Origin of the sequence: Terrabacter terrigena, assembly GCF_042676085.1 — a bacterium.
In the GTDB taxonomy this organism is placed as follows: domain Bacteria; phylum Actinomycetota; class Actinomycetes; order Actinomycetales; family Dermatophilaceae; genus Terrabacter; species Terrabacter terrigena.
Genome location: NZ_JBHTKH010000002.1, coordinates 166,753 through 183,705, shown reverse-complemented (window position 1 = coordinate 183,705; position 16,953 = coordinate 166,753). Strand labels below are relative to the sequence as shown.

Here is a 16,953-nt window from a genome sequence, read left to right as displayed (position 1 = left end):
CATGCGCCTTGGCGTCATCGACATCGGGTCCAACACGGTCCACCTCCTCGTCGTCGACGCGCACCCCGGCGCCCAGCCGCTCCCGGCCTTCTCGCACAAGACCGAGCTGCGCCTCTCCGAGAGCCTCGACCCCGACGGACGCGTCAGCGACGCCACGGCCGACCGCCTCGTGTCGTTCATCCGCGAGTGCCTCGTCGTCGCCGAGGACCAGGGCGTCAGCGACCTGTTCGCCTTCGCCACGTCAGCGCTCCGGGAGTCGCCGAACGGCGAGGCCGTCATCGAGCGGGTGCGGCACGAGACCGGCGTCGAGCTCGAGGCCCTCAGTGGCACCGACGAGTCGCGGATGACGTTCCTCGCCGTGCGCCGCTGGTTCGGCTGGTCGAGCGGGCGGCTGCTCGTCGTCGACATCGGGGGCGGCTCGCTCGAGCTCGCGGGCGGCCTCGACGAGGAGCCCGACGTCGCGTTCAGCCTGCCGCTCGGCGCGGGACGCCTGACGCGCGAGCGGCTTCCCGGTGACCCACCCAGCGAGTCCGACGCCCGAGACCTCCGCGCCCACGTGCGTGCCAGCCTCGCCGAGCGCGTACGCCCGCTGCTGGCTGCCGGAGCACCGGACCGTGCGGTCGGAACGTCCAAGACGATGCGGTCGCTCGCCCGCATCGCCGGGGCCGCCCCGCGCGACGATGGCCCCTTCGTGCCACGCACCCTGTCGCGCAACGACCTTCGCGGCATCGTCCGGCGGCTCGCCGGCCTCGACTCGGCGGCTCGTGCGCAGCTCCCCGGGGTCTCCGAGGGTCGTGCCCGCCAGCTGTACGCCGGTGCCCTCGTCGCCGAGGCCGCCCTCGACCTCCTGCAGGTCGAGCGTCTCGACATCTGCCCGTGGGCACTGCGCGAGGGGCTCATCCTCCGAAGACTCGACCACCTGACCTCGTGACGCTCCTGACCGGGCACCGCCGTGCGACCGCCCGGACGCCGTGCCGGACAATGGCCGCATGACGATCCGGGTCGGCCTGTCGACCGCCTCGCTCTACCCCGACAACGCGGCGACCGCCTTCGCGACCGCCGCGCGGCTCGGCTACGACGCGATCGAGGTCATGGTCTGGACCGACCCGGTGACCCAGGAGGCCGGGGCCCTGCGTGCCCTGTCCGAGCTGCACGGGCTGCCCGTCGTGTCGGTCCACGCCCCGACGCTGCTGCTGACCCAGCGCATCTGGGGCGCCGACCCGTGGGGCAAGGTCGACCGGTCGATCGAGCTCGCGCTCGAGGTGGGGGCGGGCACGGTCGTGCTCCACCCACCGTTCCGCTGGCAGAAGGAGTACGCCGCCGGGTTCGTCGACGGGATCGCCCTCCGCGAGCACGACCACGGCATCAGGCTCGCCGTCGAGAACATGTACCCGTGGCGGACCGCGCGTCGCGAGGTCATGGCCTACCTGCCGCACTGGGATCCCGTCGAACAGCCCTACGACCACGTGACGCTCGACCTGTCGCACACGGCGACCGCGGGTTCCGACGCGCTCGAGATGGCACACCGGCTGGGCTCGCGGCTGGCCCACCTGCACCTTGCCGACGGGCTCGGGTCCTTCCTCGACGAGCACCTCGTGCCCGGGCGCGGCACGCAGCCGTGCGCAGACGTGCTCGAGCACCTCGCCGACAGCGACTGGTCGGGAGAGGTCGTCGTCGAGGTCTCGACCCGCAAGGGTGACCGCGAGCAGCGCGAGGTCGACCTCGCGGCCTCGCTCGCGTTCGCGCGTCTGGCGCTCATGCCCACGCGCGGCTCCAGCCGCATCTGACCCGGCGCCGATCGGACGACCGGGACGCCGGGGTCTCAGGCGGACGTTCGCGGGCGCCAGCCGCGCGGACGCACCGAGACCATGTCGACGCTCGCGTCCTCACCCGCGTCGATGGCGAGGCGGGCGGCCCGCACGACGGAACGCACGTCGAGGTAGGCCGAGGCGTCGTACTCGGCGCCCTCGAACGCGACGAGCTCGTGCTGCATGTCCGTGTCGACACGGCCCGGGTGCAGCGACGTCACCCGCACACCGTGCTCGCGCTCCTCCTGGCGCAGCGAGTCGGTGAGGGCCCGAAGCGCGAACTTCGACGCGCAGTAGGCGCCCGACGCGGGCGACGCCGTGAGACCCGACCCGGAGTTCACCGTGATCACCAGACCGTGGGCCCGGCGCAGCGCCGGCAGCAGCGCCCTCGTCACGGCGGCGACGGCGGTGACGTTGACCGTCAGGGACTCGGCCCAGTCCGACACCGGCGAGTCGGCGACGGTCCCGCTGCGCAGCACCCCTGCCGAGTGCACGAGCACGTCGACCCGGTCCAGCCTCGGCACGAGCGCCTCCAGCGCGCTCTCGAGAGACCCGCCGGGGGAGCAGTCGGCGAGGTCGGCGACCAACCCTTCCGCGGACGGCAGCCGGTCGACGACCGACGCGACCGACCCGGCACTGCGACCGCCGACCACGACGTGGTGGGTGTCGGCGAGGTCCTCGGCGACGGCCAGGCCGATGCCGCGGGTTGCGCCGGTCACCACGGCCACAGGGCGGGAGGGCTGGGGGCGATGCTCGCTCATGCGGGCCACCCTACGAGCCGGCGGGGGGCGTGCCCGACGGGCCCGACGGCATACGCCCCCCGACAGCCTCGAGCACGCCGTCGTTGCCGTCGCGCCGCGGTGGAGCTCGTGACGTGACGAGGAGCGCTCAGCTGGCCTTCTTCGTGGCCGCCTTCTTGGTCGTCGACTTCTTGGCGGTGGACTTCGCAGCGGTGGACTTCGCAGCGGCCTTCTTCGTGGCCGCCTTCTTCGTGGTCGACTTCTTGGCGGTGGACTTCTCGGCGCTGTCGTCGCTGTCGTCGCTGTCGTCGGCGTCGCCCGCGGCTGCGGCCGAACCGCTCGAGCCGCCCGACTTGGCGGCCTTGGCCTTGTCGACGCTGCGCTGCAGCGCAGCGAGCAGGTCGACGACCTCGGTCTCCTCACCCTTGGCCTCGGGCGTCTCGGTGATGTCACCGCCCTCGATCTTCGTCGCGACGAGCTGGGTGACGGCCTCGGAGTAGTCGTCCTCGAACTCGTCGGGCTCGTAGTCACCCGACAGCGAGTCGACCAGCGAGGCCGCCATCGCGAGCTCCTTGGCCGTTGCGTGGGTGTCCTCCGAGAGCGACTCGAACTCGGGCGTGCGCACCTCGTCCGCCCAGAGCAGCGTCTGCAGCACGATGACGCCGTCGCGCACCCGGAGCACGGCGAGCGTCATGCGGGTGCGCACCGACACGGTGACCAGCGCCATCCGGTCGGCCTTCTCCAGGGCGTCGCGCAGCAGCACGTACGGCTTGAGGCCGGTCTTGTCGGGCTCGAGGTAGTAGCTCTTGTCGAACAGGAGCGGGTCGATCTGCTCCGACGGCACGAACTTCTCGATCGAGATCTCCTTCGACGACCGCGAGGGCAGGCTCTTGAGGTCCTCGTCGGTCAACACGACCATCTGGCCGTCGGCGGCCTCGTAGCCCTTGGCGATGTCGGAGTAGGGCACCTCCTCGCCGTCGATCGAGCACACGCGTTGGTACTTGATGCGGCCCCCGTCCTTCTCGTGGACCTGGCGGAACTGCACGTCGTGGTTCTCGGTTGCCGAAAAGAGTCGGACCGGCACATTGACCAGGCCGAACGACACGGCGCCTTTCCAGATGGCTCGCATGAGAACAAGAATGCACCCATGCGCCCCATGCTCGCGACGCCCGCGTCGACCATTCCGGCCGACGACCGCTGGCAGCACGAGGTCAAGTGGGACGGCATGCGCGTCCTGGCCGACGTGCGCGACGGCGAGATGCGCCTGTTCACCCGCACCGAGCGCGACGTCACCGTGGCGTTCCCGGAGCTGCGTGCCCTGGTCGACGAGTACGCCGACATGCTGCTCGACGGCGAGATCGTGTCGATGCGCGACGGCGTGCCCTCCTTCGCCGCGATGGCCGAGCGGTTCCACGTCACGGACGCGCGGCGGGCGACGCTGCTGGCCGAGCAGGCGCCGGTGACGTTGATGACGTTCGACCTGCTGCGCCTCTACGGGGTCGACCTGCTGGGCCGCAAGTGGACCGACCGTCGGTCCACGCTCGAACGTCTCGAGCTCGCCGGGCCGCGCTGGCAGACGCCGCCGACCTTCTCCGACGGCGCGACGCTGCACGCCGCGACGAAGGAACAGGGCCTCGAGGGCATCGTCTCGAAACGCGTCGACTCGACCTACGTGCCCGGCCTGCGGTCGCCCCACTGGCTCAAGTCTCCTCACCGCGGCACCGTCTCGGTCGTCATCGGCGGGTGGCGCCCCGAGTCCACCGGCACCGTGTCCCGTCGGCTCGGTGCGGTGCTCGTCGGCGTGCCGGGACCCGGCGGCCTGCGCTACCTCGGGCGCGTCGGCTCAGGTCTCGCAGGCAAGACCGGGCAGGCGCTCATGCGAGACCTCGAGGCGCTCAGTTCGGTCGAATCCCCTTTTGCCACAGCCGTTCCGGCAGAGGACTCCAACGGTGCCACGTGGGTGCACCCCGTGCTCGTCGCCGACGTGCAGTCGCTGGGACTGAGCGGGCAGGGCAGGCTGCGCCAACCGGCATACAAGGGCCTGCGCAGCGACCTCACCCCGGGTGATGTCGACGACCACGGGGACGGTGAGTGATGCCCTACGAGGCACCGAAGGTGACCGTCGAGGTCGACGGCCGACGGATGAAGCTGTCGAGCCTCGAGAAGGTCATGTACCCGAGGGCGGGCACCACCAAGGCGCAGGTCATCGACTACTACGCGCGCATCGCACCGGTCATCCTGCCGCACCTTCGCGACCGGGCCGTCACACGAATCCGCTTCCCGCACGGGGTCGGTGACATGCAGTTCTTCGAGAAGAACATCCCGTCGGGCACGCCACCGTGGATCCGGAGGGCGGGGCGCGACCCCGTCTTCCCGTTCATCGACGACCTGGCCGGGCTCACCTTCTTCGCCAACCTCAACTCGCTCGAGCTGCACGTGCCGCAGTGGCGCTTCGACGGTGACGGGCGCGACGCCGTGCCCCTCGGGCCGGACCGCCTCGTCATCGACCTCGACCCCGGGCCCGGCACCGGCCTGCACGAGTGCGCCCGCGTGGCGCTCATCGTGCGCGAACGGCTCGGTGGCATCGGCCTCGACACCGTGCCGGTCACCAGTGGTAGCAAGGGACTCCAGCTGTATGCCGTCCTGCCCGGCACCCACACGAGCGACCAGATCCGCGACACGGTGCAGCAGCTCGCGCAGGAGCTGACGAAGCAGCATCCCGACCTCATCGTCTGGAAGATGGCGAAGGAGCTGCGGCCCGGCAAGATCTTCCTCGACTGGAGCCAGAACGTCGCGGCAAAGACGACCGTGTGCCCGTACTCGCTGCGTGGCCGCGACCGGCCCACCGTGGCGGCGCCGAGGTCGTGGGACGAGATCGAGGCAGGGGCGTCGGGTGACGAGGACCTCGTCCAGCTGACGGCCGACGAGGTGCTCGACCGGGTCGCCCGCGACGGTGACCTGGCCGCCGGGATCACCGGTCGGTGACCCGGGGGCGTGACTGCACTGTCGCACCACGAAGGGCCCGGCATCCGTGCGGATACCGGGCCCTTGGTTCGGGACGTGCTGTCAGTGCGCCTTGTCGTAGGCGGACTGGATCTCGGCCGAGATGCGACCGCGGTCCGAGACGGCGTGACCGTTGGCGCGCGCCCACTCGCGGACGGCGGTCAGGTCGCCGCGCTTCGCGGAGCCGGCAGCCCGGCGACGCGAGGCGGCCTTGGCGGCCCCGGCGCGACGCGCGTGCCCGGTCCAGGTCGCGAGGTCGTCACGCAGCTTCTTGGCGTTCTTGCCGGACAGGTCGATCTCGTAGGTCACACCATCGAGGGCGAAGGTGACGGTCTCCTCGGCGTTTCCGCCGTCGACGTCGTCGATCAGTACCACTTCGACACGCTGAGCCATGTTTCTCCATCTGAAGTTGTCGGTCTGGGAGGGGAAAACCGCGAATACATGACCCCGCGGCAGCATCAATTTACAGGTAAACGCGCGGGAATGCATTTCCTCCAAACACATTCATCTGCACGGCCGTGTGCAATTGATCTTGGTCACGGCCGGAGTGCGGTGAATTGCCGGCGCGTGACCGTTCGTCTGCCTTTGTCGGCGGCTTTCAGCGGCCGTTCGACGAGCTGCCCCGGGCGGGGTCCTCGGCGTCACCGGAATGGTCGTGCGCGGCGTCGGCGCGGTCGTGCGTGGCCTCCCAGCGCGCCTGCGCCAGCCGCTCGCGTCGGTCGCCCTCGAGGATGCTCTTGATCACGAAGTAGAAGAGCGTGCCCACACCGATCGTCGGCACGATGGCGAGCACATAGGGCAGAACCGATTCCATGGGTGCCATTTTCTCATGTCGTCGCGGCAGGCCGTCCCGGGCGCTGTCCGACCCGGCCCGTACGGTCATGCCATGGCTACGAGGACGACGACCCGCCGCACTCCCGGATTCCGCTGCGGCGAGTGCGGGTGGACCACCGTCAAGTGGGTCGGACGGTGCGGCGAGTGCCAGGCGTGGGGCACCGTCGCCGAGACCGGTGCAGCCACAGCCGCGCGCACCGCCGCGGCCTCCGTGGTCACCCCCGCGCAGCGCATCGCCGACGTCGACGTGACGCGTGCGGCCGCCCGCCCGACCGGCGTCGCGGAGTTCGACCGGGTGCTCGGCGGCGGTCTCGTGCCCGGTGGTGTCGTGCTCGTCGCGGGCGAGCCCGGTGTCGGCAAGTCCACGCTGCTGCTCGACGTCGCCGCGCGCACCGCCCGCTCGGGGGCCGACGTCCTCTACGTCAGCGGCGAGGAGTCCGCGGCCCAGGTACGCACCCGGGCCGAGCGCATCTCCGCGATGGCCGACACGCTCTACCTCGCCGCCGAGACCGACCTCGCCACCGTTCTCGGCCACGTCGAGTCCCGGTCGCCCGCACTGCTCGTCGTCGACTCGGTCCAGACCATCGCCAGCGCCGACGTGGAGGGCCAGGCCGGCAACGTCTCGCAGGTCCGCGAGGTCGCGGGCAGCCTCATCCAGGCTGCGAAGGCACGCGGGGTCGCGGTCCTGCTCGTCGGACACGTCACCAAGGACGGCTCCATCGCGGGGCCCCGCGTCCTCGAGCACCTCGTCGACGTCGTCATCCAGTTCGAGGGCGACCGTCACTCGCGGCTGCGCCTCGTCCGCGCCGTCAAGAACCGCTTCGGTCCCACCGACGAGGTGGGCTGCTTCGACCTGTCCGACGTCGGCATCACCGGCCTGCCCGACCCCAGCGGGCTCTTCCTGTCCAGCCGCGACCACGCGGTGCCGGGCACCTGCGTGACCGTGACGCTCGAGGGCCGCCGGCCGCTGGTCGCCGAGGTCCAGGCCCTCGTCGCACCGTCCACCCTGCCTTCGCCGCGGCGCACGTCGAGCGGGCTCGACGCCTCACGGCTCGCGATGGTCATCGCCGTCCTCGACAAGCGTGCGGGCGCCCCGGTCGGCTCGCGCGACATCTTCGCGGCCACCGTCGGCGGCGTGCGCATCACCGAGCCGGCCGCCGACCTCGCGATCGTCTGCGCGCTCGCGTCCTCCGTCGTCGACCAGCCGCTCGCCACCGACGTCGTCGCGTTCGGCGAGGTGGGGCTCGCGGGCGAGGTGCGGCGGGTGACCGGTCTCGACCGGCGCCTCTCCGAGGCCGCGCGGCTGGGGTTCCGCCATGCCCTCGTGCCGGCGGGCAGTCTCGCCGACTCGTCGGTGCCCGAGGGCATCCGGGCGGTCGAGGTGTCCGACGTCGCGAGGGCCATCGAGGCGATGGGCCGCCTCGCCGGTGGCCGACCATCGACGGCGCCGGCCGTCGGCACCGTCTAGACTGCGACCGACCGGGTCGGACCCGCTCGGCGCCCCCCATTGCGAACAGGGAAGTGATGGACCGGAACGACGAGCTGCTGCTGCGCGCGGCCCTCGCCGCGGTAGCCCCGGGAACGGAGCTGCGCGACAGCCTCGAACGCATCCTGCGCGGTCGCACCGGGGCGCTCATCGTGCTCGGCTTCGACCGTGTGGTCGAGTCGCTGTGCACCGGCGGGTTCACGCTCGACGTCGAGTTCTCCGCCACCCGCCTGCGCGAGCTGGCCAAGATGGACGGCGCCGTCGTGCTCGACCGTGAGGGCACCCGCATCCTGCGCGCCGCCACCCAGCTCGTGCCCGACTCGAGCATCGAGACCACCGAGTCCGGCACGCGCCACCGCACCGCCGAGCGGGTGGCCAAGCAGACGGGCTACCCCGTCATCTCGGTGAGCCAGTCGATGGGTGTCGTCGCGCTCTACGTCGGCGACCTGCGGCACGTCATCGAGGGGTCCCCGACCACGCTGTCGCGGGCCGACCAGGCGCTGCAGACCCTCGAGCGCTACAAGGCCCGCCTCGACGAGGTCACTGGCACGCTGTCGGCCCTCGAGATCGAGGACCTCGTCACGATCCGTGACGTCACGGCCGTGCTGCAGCGCCTCGAGATGGTGCGCCGCATCTCCGCCGAGATCCAGGACTACGTCGTCGAGCTCGGCACCGACGGCCGCCTCCTCAGCCTCCAGCTCGAGGAGCTCGTCGGCGGGCTCGGCAACGACCGCGAGCTCGTCATCCGCGACTACCTGCCGGCCACGAAGTCGGGGCTCGACCTGCCCGAGGCCCTCGACAACCTCCAGACGCTCAACGCGGTCGAGCTGCTCGACCTCGCGGCCGGGGCTCGCGCCGTCGGTTTCTCGGTCGTCGGCGACAGCCTCGACGCGCCCGTGTCGCCGCTGGGCTACCGGCTGCTCACCAAGGTGCCGCGCCTGCCCACCGCGATCGTCGACCGCCTCGTCAACCACTTCGAGTCGCTGCAGCGCCTCCTGGCCGCCGGCATCGAGGACCTCATGCTCGTCGACGGCGTCGGCGAGGGCCGTGCCCGCGCCGTGCGCGAGGGCCTGTCGCGCCTCGCCGAGTCGAGCATCCTCGAGCGCTACGTCTGACGCTCGCGTCCTGCACTCCTCGCGTATGCCGTCCGCCCCCGTCTCCCTGCCACCGCTCCCGTTGCTGCACGAGCGGGTCAGCGGCTGGTACGCCGAGGCCGGTCGCACCCACCTGCCCTGGCGTGAGCCCGACTGCAGCGCGTGGGGTGTGTTCCTCTCCGAGGTGATGTCGCAGCAGACGCCGCTCAGCCGGGTGGAACCCGCCTGGCGTGAGTGGATGCGCCGCTGGCCCACGCCGGCCGACCTCGCCGCTGCACCGCCGGGCGACGCGGTGCGGGCCTGGGGCCGTCTCGGCTACCCGCGTCGGGCACTGCGGCTCCACGAGGCGGCGACAGTGATGGTGCAGCGCCACGGGGGTGAGGTGCCGAGCACGCCCGAGGAGCTCCTCGCCCTGCCGGGGGTCGGCGCCTACACGGCGGCCGCGGTGTCGTGCTTCGCGTTCGGCATTCCGGAGGTCGTCGTCGACACGAACGTGCGGCGCGTGCTCGCGCGCACCCTCGAGGGCAAGGCGTTCCCGAACCCGACCCTCAACCGCGCCGAGATGGTGCTTGCCGCCGAGTCGATGCCGGCCGATCGCGACACCGCCAACACGTGGAACGTCGCCGTCATGGAGCTCGGCGCGCTCGTCTGCGTCGCCCGCGGCCCCCGCTGCGACGACTGCCCGGTCGCCGACCTGTGTGCCTGGAACGTCGCGGGCCGGCCGGCCTACGACGGGCCACCGCGCCGGGGCCAGGCCTGGCACGGCACCGACCGGCAGGTCCGCGGCGAGCTGCTGCGGCGCCTGAGGGAGGCGCACCACGCGGTGCCGCTCTCGGGCCTGGAGGACTCCGCCGACGACCGGGTGCAGGTCATGCGCTGCCTCGACTCGCTCGTGGCCGACGGCCTCGTCGAGCCGCTGTCGCGCAGCCGTTACCGACTTCCGGCCTGACGACGTTCAGAGGTTGCCGAGGACGCTCGCGACGGCGATCGCGAGGACCACGCGCTCGGGGTTGGGGCGCGGCTGACGGTAGCGGGCGGCATACCGCTGCTCGGCGTCGGTGACGGCGGCCGCGTCGTCGACGACCCGCGCCGTGCCCTCGAGCGAGAGCCAGTGCCTGCCGTCGACCTGGCAGAGCACCGCGGGGCAGCCGGCGGTCGCATTGCGGGCCTTGCGGCTGCCGCGGCTCGTGATGACGCGGGCGGTCGAGGTGGCAAGGTCCCACGTGAAGCCCACCGGCACGACGTGCGGACGGCCGTCGGGCCGCAGGGTCGTCAGGGTCGCCAGGTGCCGGACGGTGAGGAACTCGAGCGCCTCGGGGGAGAGGTCGCCGGGTGGGTTTGCCATGGCGCGAGTCTGTCAGGCGAGGAGGCAGGGGTCTGCACGCCCCGTTGATCAGGCGTCGGCTCGTGGGTAGTGTCGCCCTTTGTGCCCTCCGCCCCCAGACCGTCGTGAGGACCTTCTGGGTGCTCGTGCGGGCGGGTTTCAGGAGGCACTCGACCTACCGCCTGGCCCTGCTGGCCGGCATGACGACGAACTCCGTCTTCGGCGTCATCCGGGCCTCGATCCTGCTGGCTGCCCTGACCTCCGCGAACGCCTCCATCGGTGGCTACGACAAGCCGACGACGATCGCCTTCGTGTGGTGGGGCCAGGCGCTTCTGGGCACCGTCAACCTGTGGGGGTTCTCCGAGGTCAAGGACCGGGTGCGGTCGGGCGACATCGCGGTCGACTTCCTGCGACCCATCAACCCCCAGTTCACCTATCTCGCAGGCGACCTCGGTCGTGCGGGCATCAACCTGCTCGGCCGGGGGCTCCCGGCACTGCTGCTCGGTGCCCTGCTCTTCGACATGGCGTGGCCGCCGTCCGTGACCAGCTGGGTCGTCGGTGCCGTGTCGGTGGCACTGGCCGTCGTCGTCGCCTTCTCCGGCAACTTCGTCATCAACCTGCTCGCGTTCTGGCTCGTCGAGATCCGCGGCATCACGCTGCTCTGGATGATCACGGGCGGACTGCTGTGCGGGCTCTACCTCCCGGTGCCGTGGTTCCCCGACTGGCTGCGCACGATCGCACAGTGGTCGCCCTTCCCGTCGATGCTGCAGAACCCGATCGACATCCTCGCCGGACGCGTCGTCGGCATCGACATCGCGTCGGCCGTTGCGGTGCAGGCCTTCTGGGCGGCCCTGCTCATCGTGCTCGGCCAGGTCGTGCTGCGGGCCGGCCGTCGACGGCTGGAGGTGCAGGGTGGCTGACTCGACGTCCTCGCTGAGCCGGCGGCTGCGCCCCTACCGGGTGCTGCTCGCCTCCCGCGCCCGCGCGCAGATGCAGTACCGCGCGTCCTTCGTCACCGACATCCTCGGCACCGTCGGGGTGGGCCTGGCCGAGTTCGCCGAGGTGTGGGTCATCTTCCACAACGTCAAGCTGCTCGGCGGGCTCGACTTCCACGGGGCGCTGCTCGTCTTCGCCCTGTCCAACCTCGCCTTCTCGCTGGCCGACATGTTCGTCGGCCACCTCGACCAGCTGCCCGTCTACATCCGGGCGGGACAGGTCGACGCCTTCTACGTCAGGCCGCTGCCGCTGCTGGCGCAGCTCATGACGAGCGAGCTGTCGATGCGCCGCATCGGTCGACTGTCCGTCGCCGTCGTCGCCCTCGTGGTCGCACTGACGACCGGCACCGTCCAGTGGTCACCGGCCAAGGTGCTCCTCATCGCGGTGACGATCGTGAGTGGCACCGCGATCTTCGCCGCGCTCTTCACGGCCGCGGGCGGGCTCCAGTTCTTCCTCGTGGACGGCTCTGAGTTCACCAACGCCTTCACCTACGGCGGGCAGTATGCCGCCCAGCAGAGCCAGCAGGTCTTCCCGGGACCGCTGCGGATCTTCTGGACGTTCGTCGTGCCGACCGCTTTCGTCGCCTACCTCCCCGCGGTCGCCATCCTCGACCTGCCCGGAGACCACCTCGCGCCCCACTGGCTCGCCTGGTGCACGCCCCTCGCCGCGCTGCTCGCGTGGGGTATCGCCGGGCTGTGCTGGAGGTCCGGGACCCGTCACTACCAAGGAGCCGGCGGATGAGCATCATCGAGACCCGCGACCTCGTGCGCGACTTCAAGAAGACCCGGGCCGTCGACCGGATGACCTTCTCGGTCGAGCCCGGAGAGTCGGTCGGCTACATCGGGGCGAACGGCGCCGGCAAGTCGACGACGATCAAGATGCTGACCGGCATCCTCAAGCCGACCTCGGGGCACGTGCGCACCTGCGGCCTCGACCCGATGCGTGAGCGAGTCGCCGTCGCCCGACGCGTCGGCGTCGTCTTCGGACAGCGGTCGCAGCTCTGGTGGGACCTGCCCCTGCGCGACTCGTTCGCCATCCTCGCGGCCATCCACGGCCTCGGCGAGCAGGCGACCCGGGCGCGCACCGACACGCTCGTCGAGCAGCTCGAGATGGGGCCCCAGCTCGCCACTCCCGTGCGATCGCTCTCGCTGGGCCAGCGCATGCGTGCCGAGATCGCCGCGGCACTGCTGCACTCGCCCGACCTGCTCGTCCTCGACGAGCCGACGATCGGCCTGGACGTGCTCTCCAAGCAGCGCCTGCGCGAGTTCCTCGTGGCCGAGCGGCGGGAGCGCGGCACCACGCTGCTGCTGACGACGCACGACATGGGCGACATCGAGCGGCTGTGCGACCGCGTGCTCGTCGTCGACCGGGGGCGGCTCGCGTTCGACGGCACCCTGACCGGGCTGGCCGCCACGGTGGGCGCGCAGCGCGTCCTCGTCATCGACCTGGCGCAACCGACGCCCGCCCTCGACGACATCGCTCGCACGCGCCTGCTCGACAGCGAGTCCGACGGGCTGCGCCAGCGGCTCGCCTTCGACTCCGAGGCGACGACGGCCGCAGCGGTGCTGGCGCAGGTCTCGGCCCGGCACGAGGTGCGCGACCTGACCATCGAGGAGCCCGACATCGAGGACGTCGTGCGCCGCATCTACGCCGCGTCCGGCCGCACCTGACGGGGCTGCGGGCGACCGGTGGTCAGAGCGTGCGGAGCATCCGGGTGTTGCCGAGGGTGTTCGGCTTGACCCTTTCGAGGTCGAGGAACTCGGCGACACCTTCGTCGTAGGAGCGCAGCAGCTCGGCGTAGACGTCCATCGGCACGGCCTGGCCCTCGATGGCCTCGAACCCGTGCCGCACGAAGAAGTCCGTCTCGAAGGTGAGGCAGAAGAGCCGCTCGACCCCGATCTCGCGGGCGTCCTCGACGAGGGCCTCGAGCAACCGGCCGCCTAGTCCGGTGCCGAGCATCTCGGGGGCGACCGCGAGGGTGCGGATCTCGGCGAGGTCCTCCCACATGACGTGGAGTGCGCCGCAACCGACGACGCGGCCCCCGAGCTCGGCGACCCGGAACTCCTGGAGGCTCTCGAAGTAGGTGACGGCCTCCTTGCTGACGAGCACCCGACGCTCGGCGAGCGGGGCCACGAGAGCGCGGATGTCGCGTACGTCCGAGGTGCGCGCCCGGCGGATGACGGGCGTGGCAGCGTGCGTCCTCTGCCCGTTCGTCGCGTCGCTCATGACAGGTTCCCGTCGCGGAACTGTGCGAAGAGGCGTCGGGCCTCGTTGCCGAGGACGACGATGGACTGCGCGCCGGCCGTGCCGAAGGACCCCTTGGCCACACCCAGGCCCACCTTGAGCGGGCTCACCTGGTGCAGGCCGGCCGTGAAGGTGAGGATCTGCTCGGCGGTGAGGTTGCTCGTGCCGACCTTGCTGAAGCTCGTGAGCGCCGATGGGATCGCAATCGGCCCGGCGAGCTTGGCCTTCACCGCGGCGGCCAGGATCACCTCGCCCTGGTGGCGTGACCGGCCGAAGTCGCCGTCGGGCAAGGTCTTCCGCTCACGGGCGTACGCCAGTGCCTGCTTGCCGGTGAGGGTCTGAGGACCGGCCTTGATGACGAGGTTGCGGGCGTGCGAGGCGACGACGGTCTTCGGGACGACGATGGGGATGCCGCCCTGCTCGTCGACGATCTTCGTGAAGCCCGTGAACCCAAGGACGACGTAGCCCTCGATCGGCAGGCCGGTGACGTTGCGCACGGTGCGCACCTCGGCCTTCGGTCCACCGAACACCATGGCGGAGTTGATCTTTCCCCTGCCGCCGGTCGAGAGCGGGACGTAGAGGTCGCGGGCCATGCCCATCACGCCTCCGCCGCCCTTGCCGTCGACGCCGATGACCTGCAGCACGTCGGCGCGGGTGCGTTCGAGCGGTTGCCCGGGGCGGGCGTCCGACCCGATCGCCAGCACCCAGCGGGGCCCGGGGCCGAGGCTCGGCCTGGCCACCCCCAGCGAGGGCCACCAGCCACCCACGACCTTCCACGTCGGCCCGACGGCGAGCGTGACGTCGTCGCCCGACGTGACCACGGCGACGGGGGTGCCCATCCACGAGCCGACCTTGGCCGTCGCCTGCGTGGAGCCGGTGGTCGCCTTGCGTCCCTTGAGCGCGGCGGACGCAGACGGCGAGGCCGTACGCGTGAGGTCGCCTCCCGAGTACACCGTGCGGACCAGCGCCGCGAGCGGTGCAGGCGCGCCGGCGACCCGGATGCCGTTCGGTGCGGTCGTGCCGACCGTCGTTCCGCTGCTTGCGCTCGAACTCCCTTGGGCCGTAGACCTGCCGGCTGGCGCGGGGTCGGACGAGCAGGCAGCGAGCGTGAGCGCAGCCACGGCCGACACGCAACCCGTACGCAGCGTGGACACGCTTCGCGAGCGCGCCGGACGGCATACGTCGTCGGGTCGGCGCATGCCGGTGGGGCGGTGGTCAGAGGTCACCGCCCCACCGTAGACGACCCGTTTCAGGCGACGCGGGAGGCCGTCCGGACGAGGGACCGCGAGGCCAGCACCGAGGCGAGCACGACGGCCCCCGCGACCGCCGACGTCACGACGAACCGCACCACGAGGCCACCGTCGAGCCTGCTCTGGAACGGCAGCATGAGGACGAGGACGAAGCCGGCGGACAGTGCGATCGTCGTGGCCAGCGGCAGCGCCACCTCCAGCGCGCGGGCGCGGTGCAGCGAGCGCTCGCCGGTGCCGGCCAGGGTCAGGGCGCGGTACTGCTCGCGCTGGTCGAGCACGCGCGCCGCCTGCACGACCCCGGTCGACGTGGCGCCGACGATGGTGATGATGACGAGCGTGACGAGCGCTCCCGTGCCGAGGTCGGCCGCCAGGTAGCGCTCGAGCGGCGTCCCCGGCTCGTCGACCTGCGCGAGGCTCGTGAAGCCCACGACGACGACCGCGAGGCCGAGGGCGCCGACCGCCCGCCACGTGCTCCTGGGGTCGTCCGCGATGCGACGGGCGGCCAGCAGAGTCGGCGCGGTGGGGGCGACGCGGGCCGCGAGCCGGCCGGCCACCATGACGCCCCACGGGCCGACCGCGTTGACGGCCAGGATCATGGCGCCGAGCACGAGCACGATCGTCAGCCGCTCCGGGTTCTTCATGGGGGTGATGACGAGCACCCAGGTCGCGGCAGCGGCGGCCGCCACGAGCACGCGCACGATGCTGAGCCGTTTCGGGCTGGTGCGCGCCGCGACGCCGAGTGGGCTGATCGCGACCCGGGCGAGGCTCGACGCGCCCGAGACGATCGCGACGACGACGACGGCGCCCACGGCGGCCGCCGTCTGCCAGAGCGGCAGCACGAGCTCGCTCAGCTCGAACGTGCGGCCCTGGAAGGTCAGGCGCGCCAACAACGGCAGCACGGCGAGGTAGAGCACGATCCCGATGAGCGCGCCGACGAGCGCCTGGGCCGCGGCCTCGGCCAACGTCATCAGCGTGACCTGCGCGGAGGTGGCGCCTGCCAGCCGAAGTGCTGCCAGGCGCTGGTCGCGGCGGGCGATGGCGAGGCGTGCCGCGACCCCGCCGAGGGTGAGGATCGGGATGACCATGCAGGTCGTGGCGATCCACGCGAGCGTCACGTAGAGATCGCTGATCACGGCCTCGTCGATGGTCAGGCCGCTGCTCCCGCCCGGCGCCCCGGCGTTGCGGGCCTGGAAGGCGGACAGCCCGGCCACGCAGACGAGCAGGGCTGCCGTCGCCACCGCGAACGAGGCGACGGCGAGCACGCCCGGCAACCGGTTGTCAGCGGCGTCGGCTCGACGCAGCCGCCACCACAGGGCCGTTGCCGGCTTCATCGCGACACCTCCGTCGCAACCGAGACGGCGTGGCGGGCGGTGCGCCCGCCGGTCTGCTCGACGACCCGGCCGTCGCGCACCCGCACGACGCCGCCGCACCAGGCGGCGACGTCCTGGTCGTGCGTCACCACGACCAGCGAGGCCCCGGTGTGGGCCGCCAGCTCGGTCAGGTGGCGCATGACCTCGGCGCTCGTCGTCTGGTCGAGCGCACCGGTCGGCTCGTCGGCGAAGACCACCCCGGGCCGGGCGACGAGGGCCCTCGCGATGGCGACGCGCTGGGCCTGCCCACCGGACAGCTCACCCGGACGCCTCTTCTCGAGGCCGGACAGCCCGAGCGGCGCGAACAGGGCCGCGGCCCGGGCCGTGGCCTGCGACCGGGAGCTTCCGTCGAGCATGAGGGGGAGGGCGACGTTCTCGACTGCGGGCAGCTCGGGCAGGAGCATGCCCTGCTGGAACACGAAACCGAAGTCCTTGCGCCGCAGGACAGTTCGCTCGCGGTCCGACATGCGCGCGATGTCCCGGCCGCGCCACAGCACCTGGCCACCGGTCGGGCGCAGGATGCCGGCGAGGACGTGCAGCAGCGTCGTCTTGCCCGAGCCGGACGGACCCATCACGGCAAGGCTCTGGCCCGCGCGGATGGTGAGGTCGACACCGCCGAGCGCCGGAGGGGTGGGCAGGGTGCCGGAGCGGCCCTTGCCGTAGGTCATCACGAGGTCGCGGGCGACGAGGTCCCGGTCGGGCGAGCTGCTCGGTCCGTCGTCGAGGTCGTTGTGGTTCATGGGGAAACCCTCGCCCGGCGGCCCACCCCGCGACATCGGACCGAGGTCGGCCCTCCCGGCCACA

The 16,953-nt window shown here is 71.9% G+C and carries 19 protein-coding genes; 10 read left to right on the top strand and 9 right to left on the bottom strand.

All coding sequences use genetic code 11. The features are described from left to right. The first annotated feature begins 1 nt into the window (after position 1). Positions 2 to 931 (top strand): Ppx/GppA phosphatase family protein, encoded by a 930-nt coding sequence (locus ACFQ2V_RS05130; protein ID WP_386051348.1) that lies wholly within the window; start codon positions 2 to 4, stop codon positions 929 to 931. Between the two features lie 58 nt (positions 932 to 989). Continuing rightward, positions 990 to 1,787, top strand: coding sequence for a sugar phosphate isomerase/epimerase family protein (locus ACFQ2V_RS05125; RefSeq protein ID WP_386051346.1), 798 nt, complete (start codon positions 990 to 992; stop codon positions 1,785 to 1,787). A gap of 35 nt (positions 1,788 to 1,822) precedes the next feature. On the opposite strand, the gene ACFQ2V_RS05120 is transcribed toward ACFQ2V_RS05125, so the two are convergent. Both ACFQ2V_RS05120 and ku read right to left on the bottom strand, forming a co-directional pair. Next, complete coding sequence (locus tag ACFQ2V_RS05120; RefSeq protein WP_386051345.1) at positions 1,823 to 2,569, bottom strand: SDR family oxidoreductase; 747 nt, start codon at positions 2,567 to 2,569, stop codon at positions 1,823 to 1,825. A gap of 127 nt (positions 2,570 to 2,696) precedes the next feature. Further along, positions 2,697 to 3,677, bottom strand: coding sequence for a non-homologous end joining protein Ku (gene ku / locus ACFQ2V_RS05115; protein ID WP_386051343.1), 981 nt, complete (start codon positions 3,675 to 3,677; stop codon positions 2,697 to 2,699). A gap of 18 nt (positions 3,678 to 3,695) precedes the next feature. On the opposite strand from ku, the gene ligD (ACFQ2V_RS05110) reads away from it, so the two are divergent. Further along, on the top strand, positions 3,696 to 4,643 hold the full coding sequence (gene ligD / locus ACFQ2V_RS05110) for a non-homologous end-joining DNA ligase (protein WP_386051341.1): 948 nt from the start codon (positions 3,696 to 3,698) through the stop codon (positions 4,641 to 4,643). Continuing rightward, the gene (ligD, locus tag ACFQ2V_RS05105) at positions 4,643 to 5,533 is read left to right on the top strand and encodes a non-homologous end-joining DNA ligase (RefSeq protein WP_386051339.1); all 891 of its coding nucleotides are present in this window, start codon (positions 4,643 to 4,645) and stop codon (positions 5,531 to 5,533) included. Before ligD (ACFQ2V_RS05110) ends, ligD (ACFQ2V_RS05105) begins: the two co-directional genes overlap by 1 nt. A gap of 81 nt (positions 5,534 to 5,614) precedes the next feature. Here ligD (ACFQ2V_RS05105) and ACFQ2V_RS05100 read toward each other — a convergent pair whose 3' ends face one another. Together ACFQ2V_RS05100 and ACFQ2V_RS05095 are read right to left on the bottom strand one after the other, a co-directional pair. Next, complete coding sequence (locus tag ACFQ2V_RS05100; RefSeq protein WP_386051337.1) at positions 5,615 to 5,944, bottom strand: histone-like nucleoid-structuring protein Lsr2; 330 nt, start codon at positions 5,942 to 5,944, stop codon at positions 5,615 to 5,617. A gap of 205 nt (positions 5,945 to 6,149) precedes the next feature. Further along, a complete protein-coding gene (locus ACFQ2V_RS05095) occupies positions 6,150 to 6,365 on the bottom strand; it encodes a hypothetical protein (protein ID WP_386051336.1) in 216 nt (71 codons plus the stop codon). Between the two features lie 72 nt (positions 6,366 to 6,437). On the opposite strand from ACFQ2V_RS05095, the gene radA reads away from it, so the two are divergent. Genes radA through ACFQ2V_RS05080 form a run of 3 tightly spaced genes read left to right on the top strand, consistent with a single transcriptional unit; the run spans position 6,438 to position 9,914 of the window. Then, positions 6,438 to 7,853 carry a DNA repair protein RadA gene (gene radA, locus ACFQ2V_RS05090; protein ID WP_386051334.1) on the top strand — a complete coding sequence of 472 codons (1,416 nt, stop codon included), beginning with the start codon at positions 6,438 to 6,440 and terminating at the stop codon, positions 7,851 to 7,853. 56 nt (positions 7,854 to 7,909) lie between these two features. Then, positions 7,910 to 8,986 carry a DNA integrity scanning diadenylate cyclase DisA gene (gene disA, locus ACFQ2V_RS05085; protein WP_386051332.1) on the top strand — a complete coding sequence of 359 codons (1,077 nt, stop codon included), beginning with the start codon at positions 7,910 to 7,912 and terminating at the stop codon, positions 8,984 to 8,986. A gap of 25 nt (positions 8,987 to 9,011) precedes the next feature. Then, on the top strand, positions 9,012 to 9,914 hold the full coding sequence (locus tag ACFQ2V_RS05080; protein WP_386051331.1) for an A/G-specific adenine glycosylase: 903 nt from the start codon (positions 9,012 to 9,014) through the stop codon (positions 9,912 to 9,914). A 6-nt stretch (positions 9,915 to 9,920) separates the two neighbouring features. Here ACFQ2V_RS05080 and ACFQ2V_RS05075 read toward each other — a convergent pair whose 3' ends face one another. After that, positions 9,921 to 10,310 (bottom strand): PPOX class F420-dependent oxidoreductase, encoded by a 390-nt coding sequence (locus tag ACFQ2V_RS05075; RefSeq protein ID WP_386051329.1) that lies wholly within the window; start codon positions 10,308 to 10,310, stop codon positions 9,921 to 9,923. A gap of 104 nt (positions 10,311 to 10,414) precedes the next feature. On the opposite strand from ACFQ2V_RS05075, the gene ACFQ2V_RS05070 reads away from it, so the two are divergent. The 3 genes from ACFQ2V_RS05070 to ACFQ2V_RS05060 are packed head-to-tail and all read left to right on the top strand — an operon-like array spanning position 10,415 to position 12,955. Next, positions 10,415 to 11,209 (top strand): ABC transporter permease, encoded by a 795-nt coding sequence (locus ACFQ2V_RS05070; protein ID WP_386051327.1) that lies wholly within the window; start codon positions 10,415 to 10,417, stop codon positions 11,207 to 11,209. Continuing rightward, complete coding sequence (locus ACFQ2V_RS05065; protein ID WP_386051325.1) at positions 11,202 to 12,026, top strand: ABC transporter permease; 825 nt, start codon at positions 11,202 to 11,204, stop codon at positions 12,024 to 12,026. The genes ACFQ2V_RS05070 and ACFQ2V_RS05065 overlap by 8 nt, the downstream gene beginning before the upstream one ends. Next, positions 12,023 to 12,955 (top strand): ABC transporter ATP-binding protein, encoded by a 933-nt coding sequence (locus tag ACFQ2V_RS05060; protein ID WP_386051324.1) that lies wholly within the window; start codon positions 12,023 to 12,025, stop codon positions 12,953 to 12,955. The genes ACFQ2V_RS05065 and ACFQ2V_RS05060 overlap by 4 nt, the downstream gene beginning before the upstream one ends. Before the next feature lie 22 nt (positions 12,956 to 12,977). On the opposite strand, the gene ACFQ2V_RS05055 is transcribed toward ACFQ2V_RS05060, so the two are convergent. Genes ACFQ2V_RS05055 through ACFQ2V_RS05040 form a run of 4 tightly spaced genes read right to left on the bottom strand, consistent with a single transcriptional unit; the run spans position 12,978 to position 16,889 of the window. Further along, a complete protein-coding gene (locus ACFQ2V_RS05055; protein WP_386051323.1) occupies positions 12,978 to 13,511 on the bottom strand; it encodes an amino-acid N-acetyltransferase in 534 nt (177 codons plus the stop codon). Beyond that, positions 13,508 to 14,755 carry an LCP family protein gene (locus ACFQ2V_RS05050; RefSeq protein WP_386051320.1) on the bottom strand — a complete coding sequence of 416 codons (1,248 nt, stop codon included), beginning with the start codon at positions 14,753 to 14,755 and terminating at the stop codon, positions 13,508 to 13,510. Before ACFQ2V_RS05050 ends, ACFQ2V_RS05055 begins: the two co-directional genes overlap by 4 nt. A 23-nt stretch (positions 14,756 to 14,778) precedes the next feature. Beyond that, positions 14,779 to 16,110 carry an FtsX-like permease family protein gene (locus ACFQ2V_RS05045; protein ID WP_386051318.1) on the bottom strand — a complete coding sequence of 444 codons (1,332 nt, stop codon included), beginning with the start codon at positions 16,108 to 16,110 and terminating at the stop codon, positions 14,779 to 14,781. Further along, positions 16,107 to 16,889 (bottom strand): ABC transporter ATP-binding protein, encoded by a 783-nt coding sequence (locus ACFQ2V_RS05040; protein ID WP_386051316.1) that lies wholly within the window; start codon positions 16,887 to 16,889, stop codon positions 16,107 to 16,109. The genes ACFQ2V_RS05045 and ACFQ2V_RS05040 overlap by 4 nt, the downstream gene beginning before the upstream one ends. Between the last annotated feature and the right edge of the window lie 64 nt (positions 16,890 to 16,953).